The sequence below is a fragment of the Qipengyuania triglochinis genome (assembly GCF_054655615.1).
Genome location: NZ_BAAHND010000002.1, coordinates 479,490 through 496,597, shown reverse-complemented (window position 1 = coordinate 496,597; position 17,108 = coordinate 479,490). Strand labels below are relative to the sequence as shown.

Annotated in this window: 15 protein-coding genes and 1 tRNA gene; 9 read left to right on the top strand and 7 right to left on the bottom strand. The window is 62.7% G+C overall.

Features of this window, described 5'->3' with window-relative positions:
• The first annotated feature begins 731 nt into the window (after positions 1–731).
• Entirely contained in the window at positions 732–2,075 is a 1,344-nt protein-coding gene (locus ACYQ0G_RS08495) for a serine hydrolase domain-containing protein (RefSeq protein WP_460101623.1), read from the top strand.
• A gap of 57 nt (positions 2,076–2,132) precedes the next feature.
• Positions 2,133–2,930: a crotonase/enoyl-CoA hydratase family protein gene (locus ACYQ0G_RS08490; RefSeq protein WP_460101621.1), complete on the top strand. Its 798-nt coding sequence runs from the start codon at positions 2,133–2,135 to the stop codon at positions 2,928–2,930.
• 15 nt (positions 2,931–2,945) lie between these two features.
• Here ACYQ0G_RS08490 and ACYQ0G_RS08485 read toward each other — a convergent pair whose 3' ends face one another.
• From ACYQ0G_RS08485 to ACYQ0G_RS08465, 5 genes are all read right to left on the bottom strand, one after another.
• Complete coding sequence (locus tag ACYQ0G_RS08485; RefSeq protein WP_460101619.1) at positions 2,946–3,629, bottom strand: NnrU family protein; 684 nt, start codon at positions 3,627–3,629, stop codon at positions 2,946–2,948.
• A gap of 71 nt (positions 3,630–3,700) precedes the next feature.
• Positions 3,701–4,186 carry an FKBP-type peptidyl-prolyl cis-trans isomerase gene (locus ACYQ0G_RS08480; protein WP_460101618.1) on the bottom strand — a complete coding sequence of 162 codons (486 nt, stop codon included), beginning with the start codon at positions 4,184–4,186 and terminating at the stop codon, positions 3,701–3,703.
• Positions 4,187–4,200: 14 nt separating this feature from the next.
• Entirely contained in the window at positions 4,201–5,580 is a 1,380-nt protein-coding gene (locus ACYQ0G_RS08475) for an amidohydrolase family protein (RefSeq protein ID WP_460101616.1), read from the bottom strand.
• Entirely contained in the window at positions 5,577–6,956 is a 1,380-nt protein-coding gene (locus ACYQ0G_RS08470; RefSeq protein ID WP_460101614.1) for an amidohydrolase, read from the bottom strand. The genes ACYQ0G_RS08475 and ACYQ0G_RS08470 overlap by 4 nt, the downstream gene beginning before the upstream one ends.
• 82 nt (positions 6,957–7,038) lie before the next feature.
• Positions 7,039–8,727 (bottom strand): peptide MFS transporter, encoded by a 1,689-nt coding sequence (locus ACYQ0G_RS08465; RefSeq protein ID WP_460101612.1) that lies wholly within the window; start codon positions 8,725–8,727, stop codon positions 7,039–7,041.
• 215 nt (positions 8,728–8,942) lie between these two features.
• Between ACYQ0G_RS08465 and ACYQ0G_RS08460 the strand changes: the two genes are divergently transcribed.
• The 7 genes from ACYQ0G_RS08460 (at position 8,943) to ACYQ0G_RS08430 (ending at position 15,241) form a co-directional block, all read left to right on the top strand.
• A complete protein-coding gene (locus tag ACYQ0G_RS08460; protein WP_221543993.1) occupies positions 8,943–9,284 on the top strand; it encodes a GntR family transcriptional regulator in 342 nt (113 codons plus the stop codon).
• Positions 9,285–9,433: 149 nt separating this feature from the next.
• On the top strand, positions 9,434–9,715 hold the full coding sequence (locus ACYQ0G_RS08455) for an integration host factor subunit beta (protein ID WP_460101610.1): 282 nt from the start codon (positions 9,434–9,436) through the stop codon (positions 9,713–9,715).
• 67 nt (positions 9,716–9,782) lie between these two features.
• Positions 9,783–9,867: transfer RNA gene (locus tag ACYQ0G_RS08450), tRNA-Leu, on the top strand.
• A 124-nt stretch (positions 9,868–9,991) separates the two neighbouring features.
• Complete coding sequence (locus ACYQ0G_RS08445) at positions 9,992–11,563, top strand: NAD(P)/FAD-dependent oxidoreductase (RefSeq protein ID WP_460101609.1); 1,572 nt, start codon at positions 9,992–9,994, stop codon at positions 11,561–11,563.
• A gap of 61 nt (positions 11,564–11,624) precedes the next feature.
• Complete coding sequence (locus tag ACYQ0G_RS08440; RefSeq protein ID WP_460101607.1) at positions 11,625–13,007, top strand: sulfatase-like hydrolase/transferase; 1,383 nt, start codon at positions 11,625–11,627, stop codon at positions 13,005–13,007.
• Positions 13,000–13,434 carry a GtrA family protein gene (locus tag ACYQ0G_RS08435; protein WP_460101606.1) on the top strand — a complete coding sequence of 145 codons (435 nt, stop codon included), beginning with the start codon at positions 13,000–13,002 and terminating at the stop codon, positions 13,432–13,434. The genes ACYQ0G_RS08440 and ACYQ0G_RS08435 overlap by 8 nt, the downstream gene beginning before the upstream one ends.
• A gap of 1 nt (position 13,435) precedes the next feature.
• On the top strand, positions 13,436–15,241 hold the full coding sequence (locus ACYQ0G_RS08430) for a hypothetical protein (protein WP_460101605.1): 1,806 nt from the start codon (positions 13,436–13,438) through the stop codon (positions 15,239–15,241).
• Here the strand turns inward: ACYQ0G_RS08430 and msrB are convergent.
• Positions 15,199–15,705, bottom strand: coding sequence for a peptide-methionine (R)-S-oxide reductase MsrB (gene msrB, locus ACYQ0G_RS08425; RefSeq protein WP_460101603.1), 507 nt, complete (start codon positions 15,703–15,705; stop codon positions 15,199–15,201). The genes ACYQ0G_RS08430 and msrB overlap by 43 nt on opposite strands.
• A gap of 44 nt (positions 15,706–15,749) precedes the next feature.
• Positions 15,750–17,087, bottom strand: a complete 1,338-nt coding sequence (locus ACYQ0G_RS08420; RefSeq protein ID WP_460101601.1) for a cytochrome P450 — start codon at positions 17,085–17,087, stop codon at positions 15,750–15,752.
• Positions 17,088–17,108: the final 21 nt, after the last annotated feature.

Sequence of the window (17,108 nt, the reverse complement as noted above, 5' to 3'; positions counted from 1 at the left end):
AATTTCCGGATGCAGTGCTTTCATGTTCTGGTCCATGGCCGCTGCCTCTCGTGGGGCGCTAAAGGAAAAGCTGGACCCCGGATCAAGTCCGGGGTGACGGGGAAGTATAACTAGCGCCATGCGCGGATCGCACAGTGGCTACGACCGCTACCGATTGCGGATAGCCCAGAATGATATAGGCTGCTCCCATGTTTGCGCGCGCGTTACGTTCTTTCGCACGAGATACCCTTCTGCTGGGATCGCCCGCGCTGGCCTGTCTGTTCGCTTTGGATGCATTCGAACACGGCTATGCCTTCGCGATGGACCTTATTCCGACTTACGCTCTGAGCCTATGCGTCAGTCTCGCGCTCATGTCTTTGTGGGATGTAAGATCGGCAGCCAGAACGAAGAAGCCCCACTAATTTTGTGCTCAAAGCGCGAAAACCTTCTCCGTCACCCCGGACCTGCTCCAGGGCCCAGCTTTTCCTCACGCCCAATGATAGCAGCCAGAACCCAGTTCGGGGCCGAGGTGACGTGCGTGGTGAACGAAACAGCTCTAAATCTTCAGCTTGACCAGCGAGATCACCTTGCTAGTGTTTTAACGCAATAACACACTAGCAAGGATCGCCGTCATCAATCGTTTCCTACTTGCCCTTGGCACGCTAGCCGTTTCCGCCTGCGCCACCGTGCCCGAGGCGAGTGCCCCGCCTCCGGTCGCCGCGAACCCGGCGCTTTCAGGCATCGAGCAAGACATGGCCGAGCATCGTCTCACGGGCCTCAGCGTGGCCGTGTTCGACAATTACGGGGCGATCCGCACGCAAACCTATGGAGCGAGATCGGTAGCGGGAGAGCCCGTCCGCGAGACCACGGCCTTTTCGACTGCTTCGATTTCGAAACCGGTAACTGCCATGCTTTGCCTGATTCTGGCGGAGGAGGGGCGGATCGATCTTGACGCGCCGATCGCGCAAACCCTCACCCACTGGCAGCTGCCGCAAAGCGATTTTCCTGGCGCCACTGAGGTAAGCTGGCGGCAATTGCTGACGCACACCGCGGGGACCTCGCAGCACGGTTTCGCCGACTTCTACCAGGGCGACGCGATTCCCAGCCTGATCGACAGCGTGGAGGGGCGTCTGCCGCGTTACGACAAACCGATCGAATTCCTGTTCGCTCCCGGCTCGGACTGGAAATACAGCGGCGGCGGCTATGTCATCGTGCAGATGGCGCTCGAAGACCTGACGGGCCTGCACCTGCATACGCTGGCGCAGCAGAAGATTTTCGGTCCGCTCGCCATGCAGCACACCACCATGATTCAGCCCGGAGAACCCGGCTTTCCGCAGGACGCCGCGCTGGTGCACGATAGCGAGGGCAGGCAAATTCGCGACGGGCTTCCGATCACGCCGCAAGTCTCGGCTTCCGGTATGTGGTCGACCCCGCACGATCTCGCGCTCTTCGCCATTGCCATCCAACGCGCCTTGCACGGCGAGACGGTGGGGTCTGTCACTCCGGCGATCGCCCGATCCATGACCGACATCTTCTCGCTTCAGTACGTTGGCGGGATGGGCATGCCCTTCTTCCGCGGTTTCGGTTTCGGCAATACCGACTGGTTCCGCCACGATGGCTCCAACACCGGCGTCAATTCCGATCTCTTTGCCGCGATGGAGGGCGGATACGGCTTTGTCTTAATGGGCAATGGCGATGACGATAACACCGGGCCGGTGTTTGCGAATGCGCGCCGAACCATCATCGATGCCATGGGGTGGGCGGGCCGCCATCCTATCGAGGATATTGCCGTGGCCCCCGAAAGGCAGGGCGCAATTCTGGGTACATACAAGGGGCTGCTCTATAATCTCGGTCTCGATTACCGGATCGAAGAGCGGGCATCGGGTCTGGTTATCGTCTCCGAATTTTTCACCCAATTCCTTGGCCGCGATTACAGCAGGATGCATCATGTGGGCGGCGATGTTTACCGCGTCGAAGATTACCCCAACTTGCTGCACTTCGAGTTTGACGCCTCGGGATCGGTGAGCGCGGTCACGCTTTCGCGCCCGGACAGCCGTGTTGCCCCTTTCCGCCGCGAGATCGCCGCGCTTCGGTAAAGCCTTTCGTAACCGCAGGGCGAATGGCACAAGCCTTGGCGAAAGGACCCATCGCCCATGACCCTGCTCACCACCCGCACCGCAAACCACATCACCACGCTCACGCTCAACCGGCCCGACAGCATGAACCCGCTCGGCGCAGCGGGGGATGGGGATGCGTTTGCGGCGGCCTGCGATGCGATCAATGGCGATATGGACGTGCGCTGCGTGATCCTGACCGGGGCGGGGCGGGCCTTCAGCGCGGGCGGCGATATCAAGGCGATGAAGGACAAGACGGGCAATTTTGGCGGCACCGCGCCCGAGATCGCCGATGGCTATCGCAATAACATCCACAAGATCCTGCGCGCGCTCTATTCGCTCCGCGTGCCGCTGATTGCGGCGGTCAACGGCCCGGCGATCGGGCTGGGGTGCGATCTGGCCTGCCTCGCCGACATGCGCATCGCGAGCGACAAGGCGAAGTTCGGGGTGACCTTTCTCAAGCTCGGCATCATTCCGGGCGATGGCGGCACGTGGATCCTGCCGCGCATCATCGGCGAGGCGCGGGCGGCGGAGTTGTTCTATACCGGCGATGTGATCGATGCGCCCACCGCGCTCGACTGGGGGCTGGTAAGCCGCGTGGTCGATCACGATGCGCTGATGGAGGAGGCGGGGGCGCTGGCCGCCAAGGTCGCTGCAATGCCGCCCCATGCCCTGCGGCAGGCGAAGAATCTGATGCGGCAAGGACGCTCCACCAGCTATGACGCGGCGTTGGAAATGGCGGCCAATGCGCAGGCGCTGATGCATTCGACGCAGGATCACATGGAAGGCGTCGATGCGCTGATCGAGAAACGCGCGCCGCAGTTTCGGGGTATTTAGGGCGCGAGGTTATTGTTAAACCCAGCGCCAGATGCCTGCATCCCAGCCATTGGCGTGGATATGGCCATAGGTGGCGGCCAGCCAGATCGCGATACCGCCAAGCCATGCCACGGCGCCCGCGCGCAGCAATCCGCCGGGGCGCAGCCAGTAGCTGGTCTGCGCTTCCCAGCCTGCCCAGGTTTCGCCCATCAGCGCCTCTTTCTTGCGGTCCTGCATATGCGCGCCGAGCAGGGCGAGCAGGGCGATCGCCCCGGCCAGCACGAACTGCCGCGCGGTCGGGCTCAGCAGGATGTGCACCGCCGCCCATAGCGAGAAGGACCACATCATCGGGTGGCGGGTGACATGGAAGACGCCGTGTACGCCCGCCGCCGCATGCTTTGCCGCGCGCGGATCGGGCAGGGCGGGATTGCGGACGAAGGAGCCTGCCAGCAGGACCGATGCCAGCAGCATGACAATGCTCGCCGCGATCCAGACCGCATCGCCCTTGCCGTCCCACAGCGCCGCGCCGCCCGGACCAACCGCGCGGAACGCCTGCACGATCCAGACGAACGTGCCGAGCGCGACCAGCGAATAGAGCAGGCGGAAGCCATTCTCCCCCAGTCTGCTGACCAGCGGCCCGCGCAGCGGGTGCGACAGCGCGAAATGCGTGCCCACGAACGCCACGCTGGCGGCAAACAACTGGACTATCCCGGACGCCATCGATTCCCTCCCGCAGCCGTGCGGGCATTCAATCGCAGCGGCCCGGCATTGGCAAGCCGTTCGTGTGGACTCTACTTGATATCGATCAGCTTGACCGTGAACAGCAGGGTCGCGCCGCCGGGGATCGGGCCTTTGCCCATGGGCCCATAGGCAAGGTCCGCCGGCGCGGCGATTTCGATGGTGTCGCCCACGCCCATCTCAGGGATCGCCATCTGCCACGCCTTGACCAGACGGCCGAGCGGAAAGGTGGCCGGTTCGCCCCGGTCGAAGCTGGAATCGAAGGTTTCCCCGTCGATGAAAGTGCCCGCGTAATGCACTGTCACCGTGTCGGCCACGGTCGGCTTGCGGTCATTGCCGGTATAATCGACGAAGCGCCAGCGCAGGCCGCCGTCCATCGTGTGCCAGCCGTCTTCCGCTTTGAGGCCGCTGAGATAGGCCTGCTGGGCATTCATCCAGGCAATGTCCGACGACTTGTCGGGAGCTTCGTTCTGCGCGGTGGCCGAGGTAATGGCCACGGCCGCACAGGCGGCGCCGAGCGCCAGCAACATAGTTCGCATTTGCGGGTTCTTCCTCACCAGTCGTAGGCCTTGGGCAGGTCGCTCGTATCGAGATCGCGGTAACGATCGCGCAGGCGGCTCTGGTGGCTTTCCAGGGGTTGTTCGACACCGTCGATATAGACGCTGACCGGCGTCGATCCGAGTTCGAGCGGATCACCGTCCCACACGACCAGATCGCCCACCGCGCCAGGCATCAGCACACCTGCCCTCGACCCCATGCCCACAATGTCCGCCGGAACGGAACTGATCGCGGCAAAGGCCTGCCCCCAGCTCAGCCCGTCGGCACCGGGAATGCGCGTGAGAGCGACGAGGTTGCCAGCATATTGGTTGAGATTACGCGGGTTCTCCATCGCGGCGGCATTGATCGCCACCTTGACCCCGGCCTTCACCATGCGGCCGATGTTCGACTGCGTGCTGGCGAGTTCTTCGAAACTGGCGGGCAGATCGTCGAGCCCGTCGGCGATGACCGGAATATTGGCAGCGGCGATTTCGGGCGCCACCAGCCAGCCTTCGCTGGCGCCGACGAGCACGAGATCGAGCCGCGGGAATTCGCGCTTGAGCGCAATCACGCTGCGGATGTCCGAAGCGCGTTCGACCATGACGAACAGCTTCTGTTCGCCGCGCACCACCGGCACCAGCGCCGCGGCATCGAACCGGGTGAGCAATACGTCGGTCCCGCGTTCGCCGTTTTCACCGGAAAGGCGCGGATCGAGCGGGAGATCGTCACCGGTGCGGACATCGCGCTGGCGCGATTCCATGCCCGGAATGCGCGCATCGTCACCGAACTGGCCCGCTTCGCGCAAGGCGTTCCGGAACAGCGCATGGGCAGAGGCGCGGCTGCCGCCGGCGACCCGTGCGCCTGCTTCGCCCAGCGCGACGGACTGGAATGCGCGCGGCTGGACCACGGCATCGCCATCCGAGCCCAGATCGATGATCGCGCCCTGGCCCTGGAAGATCGAGCCGGTCGAGGACATGAGGCTGGCCGCGCGCGTCACGCCCGCGGCGCGGTGTACGGCGATGTGCTGCGAGGCCGGATTGACCGCCGGGGCCACGTCCAGAGCGGCGCTGAACGGCGAGCCGCCAGCGTTCGTATCGTTCGACTGGCTTACGGCGCCAACGTCCCACAGGCCAAGCGATGTGACCGTGGCGAAGAGGCCGGGCGTAACCCACGAACCCTGCGGCGCCTCGACCGCGGCGACAGACGTCTGCGGCATGCCCGCTGCGGGGCCCGCATAAACGACCTTGCCGTTCTGCAGGAGGATGGCGCCATTCTCGATGGGGGCGGAGCCGTCACCGGTGGCGACAGTCACGCCGGTCATGGCGACATCCTGCGCCAGTGCGGGCGATGCGGCGAGGGCCAGCGTGCTGGCGGCAAATGCGAACAGCGCCTTCATTTCACGTCTCCTTCACCCGGCTGGCCGAGCTCGAAATCGCTGACCGGCCGCCGCTTGCGGTCCATCGCATCGAACATGAGCGCCCCGTCGACCCAGACCTTTTCCGGCCGCGAGTAGACCGACAGCGGATCGCCGTTCCACAGCACGACGTCTGCCATCTTGCCGGCTTCGAGGCTGCCGGTACGATCGGCAATGCCCATCGCCTTGGCGGCGTTGAGCGTGAACCAGCCGACCACTTCGGCATCTGGAATGTCGATGCCCACGCGCCGTCCGGCGGCCTGCGCCTTGGCGGCTTCCTGATTGAGGCGCTGGATGCCGTTGGCATCGTCGGAATGGATGATCACGCAGGCATCGGCCTGGCGCAGGAAGGCGGCGTTTTCGAGAATGCCGTCATAGGCTTCCATCTTGAAGCCGTACCAATCGGCCCAGATCGCGCTGCACACTTCGTTTTCGCGCAGGAGATCGCCGATCTTGTAAGCTTCGACGGCGTGGTGGAAGGCAGTGACCTTGTACCCCATCTCCTTGGCCATATCCATGACCAGCGCCATTTCATCGGCGCGGTAGCAGTGGTTGTGGACGAGGATTTCGCCATCGAGCACGCCCTTGAGCGTTTCCTTGCCCAGATCGCGCTTCTTGCCGTCATAGGCCTGCGCATCGAGCCACATCTGGCGGTTGACCGCGAAATTGCCCATCCGGGTGGAAGGCATCCGGCCCTTGCTGCCATAGACGCGCTTGGGGTTTTCACCGCAGGCCATCTTCATCCCGTAAGGCGCACCGGGAAACTTCATTCCCTGCACGGTGCGGGCGGGCACGTTCTTGAGCGTGACCGAACGGCCGCCGGTGAGGTTGGCCGATCCGGGAAGGATCTGCAGGCTGGTGACGCCGCCATTGGCCAGCGCACGGGTGAAGCCCGGGTCCTGCGGCCAGACCGAATGTTCGGCCCAGACTTCGGGTGTCATCGGGCTGGTCGCTTCATTGCCGTCCGAATGGGCATCCACGCTGGGGGTGGGGTAATCGCCGAGATGCGAATGGATGTCGATCACGCCGGGGGTCACGAATTTGCCGCTGGCGTCGACGCGGTCATAGCCTTCGGTCGGCAGCGAGGCATCGCCCACGGCCACAACCTCGCCATCGCTGAACAGGACCGTTCCATTGTCGATGCGGCGGCCGGTTCCGTCGAACACCGTCGCGCCGACCAGCGCGGTCGGGCGGCCGGGATAGCGGCTGTAGGTCGAGGCGAAAGGCACGCGATTGTCGGCACCTTTCGGCGCGGTCCAGTCCTTGCTGGACGCCGAGGTGGCGGAGTTGCTGTCGGTATTCGTGGTCGCGCAGGCGGCAAGGCTTGCGGAAAGCGCAAGCAGGGCAAGTTTCTTCATGAAGTCCCCCAAAAAGAACGGGTCGGAACATCGCTGTCCCGACCCGCCCGGTCAATTACATTTGTCGAAAAGAATTGGCTTCTCAGCGGTTCTCTTCGTGCTTGCCCGGCATCTGCGGGTTGGTTGCCGGATGCATGCCGGCTTCCTGCGCTTCGAGACCTGCCCCGGCCTGACCTTCGAGGTCGTCGCCGAGATTGTCGTCCACGATCGTGTCGAGATGCATCAGCTTCTTGATCAGCGGGCTGATGACCATGACGAACACACCGACGCCGACTGCGAACCAGCCAACGGTGGAATAGACGCCGAGGACAACCTGCTTGCCCGCTTCCTCGCCAACGCCTTCGGCACCGGTGGCCGAAGCGATAAGACCGGCGGCAAAGTTACCGGCAGCCGAAGCGAAGAACCACGTACCCATGATGAGCGATGCCATATGCGTCGGGCTCAGGCGGTTCATTGCCGAAAGGCCGACCGGCGATAGGCAGAGCTCACCGGTGGTGTGCAGCAGGTAGATCAGGAAGATGAAGATGACCGGCGTCGGCACATTAACGCCAACGCTTTCCGCACCCCAGACGAGCACGAGGAAGCCGAGGCCCACCTGAATGACGGCCAGGCCGAATTTCAGCGGGGTGCTGGGTTCCTTGCCCTTGCGGGCCAGACCCTGCCACACCATCGCGAAGAGCGGGGCGAGCAGCACGATGTAGATCGCGTTGATCGACTGGAACATGGATGCGTTCACACCCTGCGTGTCGACGTGACGGTCGGTAAACAGGTTGAGGCTGGATCCGGCCTGTTCGAACAGCGCCCAGAAGACGATCGAGGTCAGGATCAGGAACATGGCCGCGAAAATGCGGTCACGCTCTTCACTCGGCAGCTTGGTGACTGCAGTGAAGAGAACATAAAGCACCAGACCGCCGCCGAAGATGCCCAGCACCACGCCGACGAGTTCCTGATACTGGATAGCGGCCCAGCACAGTGCGACCATGGCAAGACCGGCGCCGTAGATACCCCATTCCTTGCCGCCCTTGAGCTTCGAAGGATCCTTGGGTTCGCCCTTGCCGAGCAGCAGGGGCTTGCCGAGCACGAAGAACACGAGGCCGATCAGCATGCCGAAACCGGCGAGGCCGAAGCCGTACTGCCAGCCATAGGTCTGGCCGAGATAGCCGCAGATGATCGATGCGGTGGCCGCGCCGACGTTAATGCCCATGTAGAAGATGGTGTAAGCCGGGTCGCGGCGGACGTCGGTGCGCGAATAGAGCTGACCGACGATCACCGAGATATTCGCCTTGAGGAAGCCCGAACCCACGATGATGAGGGCCAGAGCCAGCCAGAAGATGTTGATGATCGGGTCGGCCTGGCCGCCGCCGCCTTCGAAGGCCATGAAGAAATGGCCCAGTGTCAGCAGGACTGCGCCGAAGACCACCGCCTTGCGCTGACCGAGGAAGCGGTCGGCCAGATAGCCGCCCACCACCGGAGTGATGTAAACGAGCGCGGTATAGGCACCGTAGATGACGGAGGCTTCGCTATCGGTGAAGAGCCAGTGCTGAACGAGGTAGAAGATCAGCAGGGCGCGCATGCCGTAATAGGAGAAACGCTCCCACATTTCGGCCATGAACAGCAGGAACAATCCCTTGGGATGTCCGATGACTTCGGGTTGCGGGCGCGTGACGAGCACCACCCCTCCGATAAGAAAAGATGCCAGTGCGATTACGGCAACTCTGAATGCCCACATTTCGAACGCAGAGCCGAATGTGAAGAACATGCCTTCGACCATATGAATCGGTGTCCCTCTAAGTATTCCGATAGCCGCCCCTCCCTGGGCGCGGCCCTCCCTTGAAGCGGCGCACCCTAGCGGTTTGCGCGGCCATGTGAAGCATTAGTTACAGTAGCGACCAATCCGGGCTGGCGTCACGCCGCGTCTGGCGGGAACCTTGCGCGCGGCGCTGTATTATGGCACTGACGCACTATTGCGTCGCCCGGGAATTAACCATGAAGAACCAGTCCAAGCCTGTTTATCTCAAGCTGCGCGATCTCATCGCCGCGGCGATTATCGATGGACAGTATAAAGAGGGCGAGATGCTGCCGTCGGTCCGCGCGCTCGCGGCGGAGCAGGGCGCCAATCCGCTCACCGTCGCCAAGGCCTATCAGCAGTTCCAGAACGATGGGCTGGTCGAAGTGCAGCGCGGCGTCGGCATGTATGTGGTGAAGGGCGCGGCGCAGATCTTGCGGGACCGGGACCGCGAGATTTTCCTGAAAGAGGAATGGCCGGAAATTCGCGCGCGGATGGCCCGCCTCGGCCTTGCGCCGGAGAAACTCCTCGCCGAAACGTGATCCTCCGTCCACGAATTGCGACGGATTCTCTTGTGGAAACCGCCTAATTCTGCCACTGGCCATTGAAAGGGCTCGCAAGATCGGGGCCCGTTACGGGTCGCATTTGTAATTGATGACGCTGCCATCCCGGCGGTCTGGAAAGAGTGACCATGATTCGTTCAGAACTCCTCGCTGCTATCTCGAAGGACAATCCCGAACTGCGCGCCGAAGAGGTGGAGCAGGTGGTGGACATCTTCTTCGATGAAATCAGTCAACGTCTGTCGGAAGGCGGACGGGTGGAACTGCGCGGCTTCGGGGCGTTTTCCACGCGCGAACGCGAAGCGCGGCAGGGCCGCAATCCGCGCACCGGGGAGCTGGTGGACGTGCCCGCCAAGCGGGTGCCCTATTTCAAGCCGGGCAAGGAAATCCGCGAGCGCCTGAATAACGGGTAATGATCCGCACCGGCACGATCCGGATTGCGACTTCAATCACTTGGCTCTAGGACGCCTCGCGCGATACGCGGGTGTGGCGGAATGGTAGACGCCGGGGACTTAAAATCCCCTGAGCTTTGCTCGTGCGGGTTCGAGTCCCGCCACCCGTACCAGGTCTTGTCGGGGCTTCGACGCTTGTTCGGCGGCCTGGCATTTCCAGGTAAAAGCGGCCGGTTAACCATAAGCTAACCATTATCCTCCACTCCCCAACCCAGTTGATCAGGCCTGGGGACATTCGTGGAAAAACCGAACCAATCCGTCAAAGTCGATGTCGCCATTATCGGCGCAGGCCCCGCCGGTCTGACTGCGGGCTATCTGCTGACGCGCCAGGGCAAGTCGGTCGCCATCATCGAACAGGACGGCACCTATGTCGGCGGCATCAGCCGCACGGTGGAGCATGAAGGCTACCGATTCGACATCGGCGGCCACCGGTTCTTCTCGAAGAGCAAGCAGGTCGTCGACCTGTGGAACGAGATCCTCGGCGAAGACGATTTCATCCAGCGCCCGCGCATGAGCCGCATCTATTACGAGGGCAAATTCTACAGCTACCCGCTGCGCGCCTTCGAAGCGCTCTGGAACCTCGGCATCTTTCGCTCGACCATCTGCATGGCGAGCTATCTGCAGTACAAGCTGTTCCCCAAGAAGGAGGTGAAGAGCTTCGAGGACTGGACCGTCAACCAGTTCGGCCACAAGCTCTATTCGATCTTCTTTAAGACGTATACCGAGAAGGTGTGGGGCATGCCTTGCGACGAGATGAGCGCCGACTGGGCGGCCCAGCGCATCAAGGGCCTCTCGCTATGGGGCGCGGTGACCGACGGATTGAAGCGCAGCCTCGGCCTCAACAAGAAACCGAACGACGGGCAGGCTGTGAAGACGCTGCTCGAAACCTTCCGCTATCCGCGGCTTGGCCCGGGCATGATGTGGGAAGCCGCGCGCGACAAGATCCTCGCCACCGGCAAAGGCCAGATCATCATGGGCCACGGCCTCAAGCAGCTCGCCGCAGACGGTAAGGGCGGCTGGCGCATGAGCGCCGCCGGCAAGGATGGCGAAATCGTCATCGAGGCAGCGCATGCCATCAGCAGCGCCCCGATGCGCGAACTGTCCAAACGCCTCCATCCGCTCCCGCAGTCCACCCTGCAGGCCAGTGAGCTGAAATATCGCGACTTCCTGACCGTGGCGCTGATGGTGGAGGGCGAAGACCTCTTCCCCGACAACTGGATCTACATCCACGACAGCAAGGTGAAGGTCGGCCGCGTGCAGAACTTCCGCAGCTGGTCGCCGGAAATGATTCCCGACGAGAACATGGCCTGCGTGGGTCTCGAATATTTCTGCTTCGAAGGCGATGGCCTCTGGTCGATGAGCGACGACGATCTCGTCGCCCTCGCGACCGACGAAATGGAAATTCTCGGCCTCGTCGACCGCAGGAAGGTCAAGTCTGGCGCAGTCGTGAGGCAGGAAAAGGCCTATCCGGTCTATGACGAGGATTACGCCGCGAATGTCGATGCCATGCGCCGCGAACTGGAGGAAAAGCACCCGACGCTGCACCTCGTCGGCCGCAACGGCATGCATCGCTACAACAATCAGGACCATGCGATGATGACCGCCATGCTGACGGTCGAGAATATCCTCGCAGGCGAGCGCGTCTACGACACTTGGTGCGTCAACGAGGATGCCGAATATCACGAGGCGGGCGACGAAGGGGATGCCGCCTCGCTGCCCAGCAGGCGCCTGACCGAAGACCAGTCGGCTGCTCTTGCCTCGGTGCGCCAGGTTCCCGAGCGTGTTTCCGGCGACCGCGACGCAGCCTGAGATGTCGGAAGCTGCGCTACCAAGCGGACTGGTTGGGCGAATAGCCTCCAAGCCCGGCTTTTTGGCCATCGATGAGAGGCAGTGGCGGAAGTTCGGCAACTGGGCGCTGATCTGGCTGTTGCTAGCCAATGCGGCCTTCATCGCCATGTGGGCTGTGGGCGCGCCGCCGCGCGTGCTGGATATCCTGGGCATCGGGGCAATCGGGCTGCTGGTCCGCCCTCTCCCTGCATGGGTACGCGGCCTGACCTTTCTCACGGCGATGACCTATTCGGTCCTTGCCTTCATTGCAGGCCTGTTCAACCTCGCCATTTCCTCGTTGCTTTATTCGGTTCGGTTTCTGGTCGAGATTAAGCCCACCAACTCCACCGAATATCTCGTTGGAGGGGTGTTGCTTTTGGGGATCAGCCTGCTGGCTCTGTGGCTCCAACGGCGGAACCAGAACTTTACCGACATCCGCTTGGTCGTCCTCGCGATCCTTGGTACCGTCTCGCTTGCTGGGCTTGATGCTCACATGGCACAGGGAATGCGCGGCCATTATCAACGTGCCGCCGTCGAAGGCACGCCCTTCATGTCGGGAAGTCAGGGCTCGGGCCTCGTGCCGGCCGGTGGCGTGCCCGATCGCCACCTTATGCTCATCATGGTCGAATCGCTGGGCGAACCGGTGGGGAATGCCGATATGGCCGACCTGCTGTTCGCCCGTTACGACGATCCTGCAGTGACCGACCGGTTTGAGATCACCAGGGGCGAAACGGTCTATTACAATTCGACCACGGCTGGCGAAATCCGCGAATTATGCGGTCGCTGGGGCGATTATTACGAAGTGCTGGAAAAGGCGGACGCCGCCTGCCTGCCCGCGAAACTCGCGGCGGCGGGGTACGGGACGCGGGCATATCATAGTTTTACCGGGGCGTTCTTCGATCGCGCCAAATGGTATCCCAACATCGGGTTCGAGCATGAAGAGTTCGGCGAGCAATTGCTTGGGCGGGGCGCGCGGGAATGCGGCGGGGTGTTCCCCGGGGCTTGCGACCGGGATATTCCGGCTCTGCTGGCAAACGATCTGAAGGCCGCGGAAAAGCCCCAGTTTCTCTACTGGCTGACGGTGAATTCGCATCTGCCGGTGCCGCCGGGAATGAACCTCGATGTGGACCATTGCGAGAAAATTTCGGCCAGGCTGGCCGCCGAATACCCCATGATTTGCCGCCAGTTCGCGCTGTGGGACCAGCTCGACCAAGCTATCATTAAGGAAATAACTGTTCCGGATTTCCCCCCGACCGACATTTTGATCGTGGGCGATCACATGCCGCCCTATTTCGATCGCCACCATCGCAGCCAGTTTGCGCCCGACCGGGTTCCATGGATGCTGCTGCGGTGGAAAGGCGATGTGAAGCAGCAATCGCCTGTCGCTGCCGGCAAGACGGAAGCGAAAGATGGCGCAAATGGCTGAGCTTCAGAAATCGAGGGTCGCAGCCCTTGCCCGCCGTTGGGATCTGGTCCGGCTGATAACCTACGGTTTTGCAAGCGTGGCGGCCCTGGCGGTGGACGTCGGTGTGTTCCTGCTCCTGCTTATGACGCAGATTTCCGCTGCCGGAGCGACTGCGCTTGGCTATTGCGCCGGGATCATCACGCACTGGCTGCTATCCAGCAGGGTGGTGTTTGCCGATAACGTGGTGGCGGCGGGGCCGCAGCGTCGGCGGCAGAAGATCCTGTTCGGGGTCTCGGCGCTTGCCGGACTGCTGCTTACCACCGTGATCGTTTCCAGCGCAGACAGGGCTGGCATCGATCCGCGCATTGGCAAGGTGTTCGCTATCGCGGCGAGCTTCGCGCTCACTTGGCTTTTGCGCAGCAAGATCGTGTTTCGTCCGCATAGCTGACATGAACAGCGAAGGCCCACTCGCGAAAGACGCTTTCCCGGCGCTGCCGCTGCTGGTGGCGTGGGCGGTAATCTGCGCGATCCTGTTGGCGACAGGTGCGCAGAACTTGCTGGCGCGCAGCTTTCTCGATCCCGACGATGCGATGCGCCTGGTGCAGGTGCGCGATCTGATCGGCGGCCAAGACTGGTTCGATCTTACGCAGTACCGCCTCAACCCGCCAGCAGGGACGCCGATGCACTGGTCCCGGCTGGTCGATCTGCCGATCCTGCTGGTTATCAAGGCGCTGACCCCGCTGTTCGGCCAGGCGGGGGCGGAAATGGCGGCTTTCCTGACCATCCCCTTCGCGACCCTTGGTATTGCGCTTGCCATCATCGGTCGGCTGGCGTGGCGGCTACTTGGCGCGCGTCCCGCTATCTTCGCCGTGGCGGTCTGCGGCCTGATGCCGCCACTGCTGTTTCAGTTCCTCCCGTCCCGGATCGACCATCATGGCTGGCAGGTAGTGAGCGTGGCGGCCGCCCTGTTCACGCTCAACTGGCGGGGCGCATGGGGCGGGCGGCTGGCAGGTTTCGCGATGGCTTTCGGCCTTTCCATCTCTCTGGAAGTCCTGCCGATGGCCGCTGCCTTTGCGGGCGTGCTTTACGTGCGCTGGGCGCGGCAGGCCGAACCTTTCTGGCTGATCGGTTACATGCAGGCTTTTGCCGCCGCGCTGATAGTTTTCTACCTCGGCACGCGCGGTCTGGCGACGACACCTTACTGCGACGCAGTGTCGCCTACCCATCTTGCATTCTTTGCGGTCGCCGCTGTGGGCACCACGCTGATCGGGCGGATGGCGCCCCTGAGATGGACGACGCTGACGCTATGCTTCGCGATCGCGGGCGCGGTTGCCGCGGCGAGTTACGCGGCCATTTCTCCGGCTTGCCTCGCCACCCCGTTTGCTAAGCTCGATCCCATGGTCGACCGCTATTGGTATCGGCTGATCCTCGAAGGGCAGCCGCTGTGGAAACAGGCTGCGTCGCTGGCTGTTCCTGCCATCATTCAGCTGGTGGCGGCCGTGGGGGCGACTGCTGCGCTGTGGCGCGGGGCGAGCGGGAAGGCGAAGTTTTGGTGGTTCGATCACTTGCTGATCCTGCTCGCGGCGATTGCGCTATCGCTGATGGTGACCCGCTCGCTCGCCTTCGCTGCGATCATCGCGGCGGTTCCGCTTGGCTGGCTAGCCTCCCGGCTCCTCGATATCATCCGCGCGGAAGGGCCGACTTCGAGGCGTGTCGGGGCGCTGGCGATCTTGGTCCTGCTGCTCGCCCCATCGAGCCTGTTCACGGCAGCCGAAAAAATTCTGCCCGATAGCGACGCCGAACAGAGCAGGGCTGCCGCGATCAATGCCGAGGATTCCTGCAATATCTACGATTCGGTCAGCCAGCTCGGCCGGTTGCCGCACGGCACGATTTTCGCTCCGATGGATATCGGACCCGCAATTTTGCTCAATACCGGAAACGGGGTCGTCGCGACCAGCCACCACCGGGCGGCCGATGCGATGGGCGATGTGATCCGGGGCTTCATGGGCAAACCGGCAAAAGCCCATGCGCTGGTTGCGAAGCATGGTGCCGATTATGTCGTGCTATGCGCGGGCGTGGCCGAAAGCCGTCTCTATGCCCGCGAGGCCCCGACGGGTCTGGCGGCCACGTTACTGAACGGCAAACCACCCGCTTGGCTCGAACCGGTCGAGCATGGAGGGCCGGAAGAATTGCGCGTCTATCGGGTGCGCACTCAAGCGGCGACGAAGTCCATCGCCACGCCATTGATGCAGTGACGCTTGCCGGTGGGCTTGGGGCCATCATTGAAGATATGGCCAAGATGCCCGCCGCAATCAGCGCAGTGCACTTCGGTGCGGGGATAGCCGATCTTGTAATCCGTGGTGGTGCCCACGGCGCCCTTGTCGATCGGGGCCCAGAAACTGGGCCAGCCAGTGCCCGATTCGAACTTGGTCTTCGAAGAATACAGCCGGTTGCCGCAGCCCGCGCAGACATAGGTACCGCTGCGCTTTTCCTTGTTCAGCGGCGAGGAGTAGGGCCGTTCGGTCGATTCCTTGCGCAGCACGCTGAATTCCGCGCTGGTCAGTTTCTTGCGCCATTGCGCCTCGCTCATCGAGACGGGATAGCTCTTCGCTTCGGCGCGGCCCGATCCACAGGCGGTGAGGGCGGCGAAACTGGCGCCGGCACCGATCCAGCCGAGGAGGCCGCGGCGCGTGTGATTGTGTTCAGGCTTCATGGTCATATTAGTCTTTATCATAAAGGGTATGAACCCTGCCTTGCCGGGGGTCAGAACTCGGAAAGCTCGACCTCGAGCTTGCGGAAGCCGTGTACGAAATTGGCGCGCACGCGCTCAATCTCGCCCTTCACATGCACGCGCATCCGGCGCTTGTGCATTTCTTCCAGCAGCACCCGAAGCTGTAATTCGGCCAGCCGCGCGCCGACGCAGCGATGGATGCCGTAGCCAAAGGCGATGTGCCGGCGGGCATTTTCGCGCTCTATGTCCAGCTTGTCGGGGTTTTCGAATACCTGCTCGTCACGATTGGCCGAAAGATACCAGAGGACGACCTTGTCGCCCTTCTTGATCGGCTGGCCGAAGACCTCGGCATCCTCGGTGCAGGTCCGGCGCATATGCGCCAGCGGCGTCTGCATGCGCAGGATTTCCTGCACCGCATTGGGGATCAGGTCGGGCTTCTGTTCGAACAGCTCGCGCTGGTCCGGGTTCTTGTCGAGCTGGTAGATGATCCCGCTCATCGAATTGCGGGTGGTGTCGTTGCCGCCCACGATCAGCAGCACCAGATTGCCCATGAATTCCTCGGGCCGCATCTGGCTCATCGCCTCGGAATGGATCATCATGGAGATGAGGTCATCACCCGGCTCCTTGTCCTGCGAGCGTTCCATCCAGAGCGACTGGAAATAGGCCGCCATTTCGTGGAGGAACCCCCAGCGCATTTCGTCGAGCCCGCGCACGGTGGCCAATTCCGTATCGCCCGACCAGTCGGACCACAGCGTAAGCAGGCGGCGGTCTTCCCACGGGAAGCCGAACAGCAGGGCCAGCATGCCAGTGGTAAGTTCGATGGAGACCTTGTCGACCCAGTCGAAAACCTCCCCGCGCGGGAGCGAATCGAGCAGTTCGCCGGTGCGGGCCCGGATATCCCCTTCCATTTCGGCCATGCCGCTGGGGGTAAACTTGGGCGCCACCGTGCGGCGCTGGCCGGTATGTTCGGGCCGGTCCATGGCGATGAACATGGGCAGTTCGCGCCGCTCTCCCCCGCTCTGGGCGATTTCTTCCTCGCTCAGACGGTTGAGGATGGTGATGCCGCCATATTCCCAGCTGGAGGAGAACACTTCGGGCAGCGCTTCGATATGCTGGATCGCCTTGTGCTGGACCACCGCCCAATAGGGGCCGAAGGGGCTTTCCGGAATGTAGTGCAGGGGGCCTGCCTCGCGCATTTCTCGGAAGATCGGCTGCCACGTATTGTCGGCATAGATGTCGCTGCGGGAAACGTCCCACTTGTGCGGATGATGCAGCCGCTGTTCCGGATGTTCTTCGAAATGCTGCTTCAGCGCTTCATAGGCGGTGGGCGATGTGCGGCATTCGGGGCGCGGTACGGCTGCAGTGGCCATGGCTCTCTCCTGATGGCGACA

Bases quoted from the DNA above. Each gene is read 5' to 3' on its own strand.
- ACYQ0G_RS08480 (WP_460101618.1), bottom strand. From the start codon at position 4,186: ATGCGAACTATGTTGCTGGCGCTCGGCGCCGCCTGTGCGGCCGTGGCC.
- ACYQ0G_RS08465 (WP_460101612.1), bottom strand. From the start codon at position 8,727: ATGGTCGAAGGCATGTTCTTCACATTCGGCTCTGCGTTCGAAATGTGG.
- ACYQ0G_RS08485 (WP_460101619.1), bottom strand. From the start codon at position 3,629: ATGGCGTCCGGGATAGTCCAGTTGTTTGCCGCCAGCGTGGCGTTCGTG.
- ACYQ0G_RS08470 (WP_460101614.1), bottom strand. From the start codon at position 6,956: ATGAAGAAACTTGCCCTGCTTGCGCTTTCCGCAAGCCTTGCCGCCTGC.
- ACYQ0G_RS08455 (WP_460101610.1), top strand. From the start codon at position 9,434: ATGATTCGTTCAGAACTCCTCGCTGCTATCTCGAAGGACAATCCCGAA.
- msrB (WP_460101603.1), bottom strand. From the start codon at position 15,705: ATGACCATGAAGCCTGAACACAATCACACGCGCCGCGGCCTCCTCGGC.
- ACYQ0G_RS08430 (WP_460101605.1), top strand. From the start codon at position 13,436: ATGAACAGCGAAGGCCCACTCGCGAAAGACGCTTTCCCGGCGCTGCCG.
- ACYQ0G_RS08460 (WP_221543993.1), top strand. From the start codon at position 8,943: ATGAAGAACCAGTCCAAGCCTGTTTATCTCAAGCTGCGCGATCTCATC.
- ACYQ0G_RS08475 (WP_460101616.1), bottom strand. From the start codon at position 5,580: ATGAAGGCGCTGTTCGCATTTGCCGCCAGCACGCTGGCCCTCGCCGCA.
- ACYQ0G_RS08490 (WP_460101621.1), top strand. From the start codon at position 2,133: ATGACCCTGCTCACCACCCGCACCGCAAACCACATCACCACGCTCACG.
- ACYQ0G_RS08420 (WP_460101601.1), bottom strand. From the start codon at position 17,087: ATGGCCACTGCAGCCGTACCGCGCCCCGAATGCCGCACATCGCCCACC.
- ACYQ0G_RS08495 (WP_460101623.1), top strand. From the start codon at position 732: ATGGCCGAGCATCGTCTCACGGGCCTCAGCGTGGCCGTGTTCGACAAT.
- ACYQ0G_RS08435 (WP_460101606.1), top strand. From the start codon at position 13,000: ATGGCTGAGCTTCAGAAATCGAGGGTCGCAGCCCTTGCCCGCCGTTGG.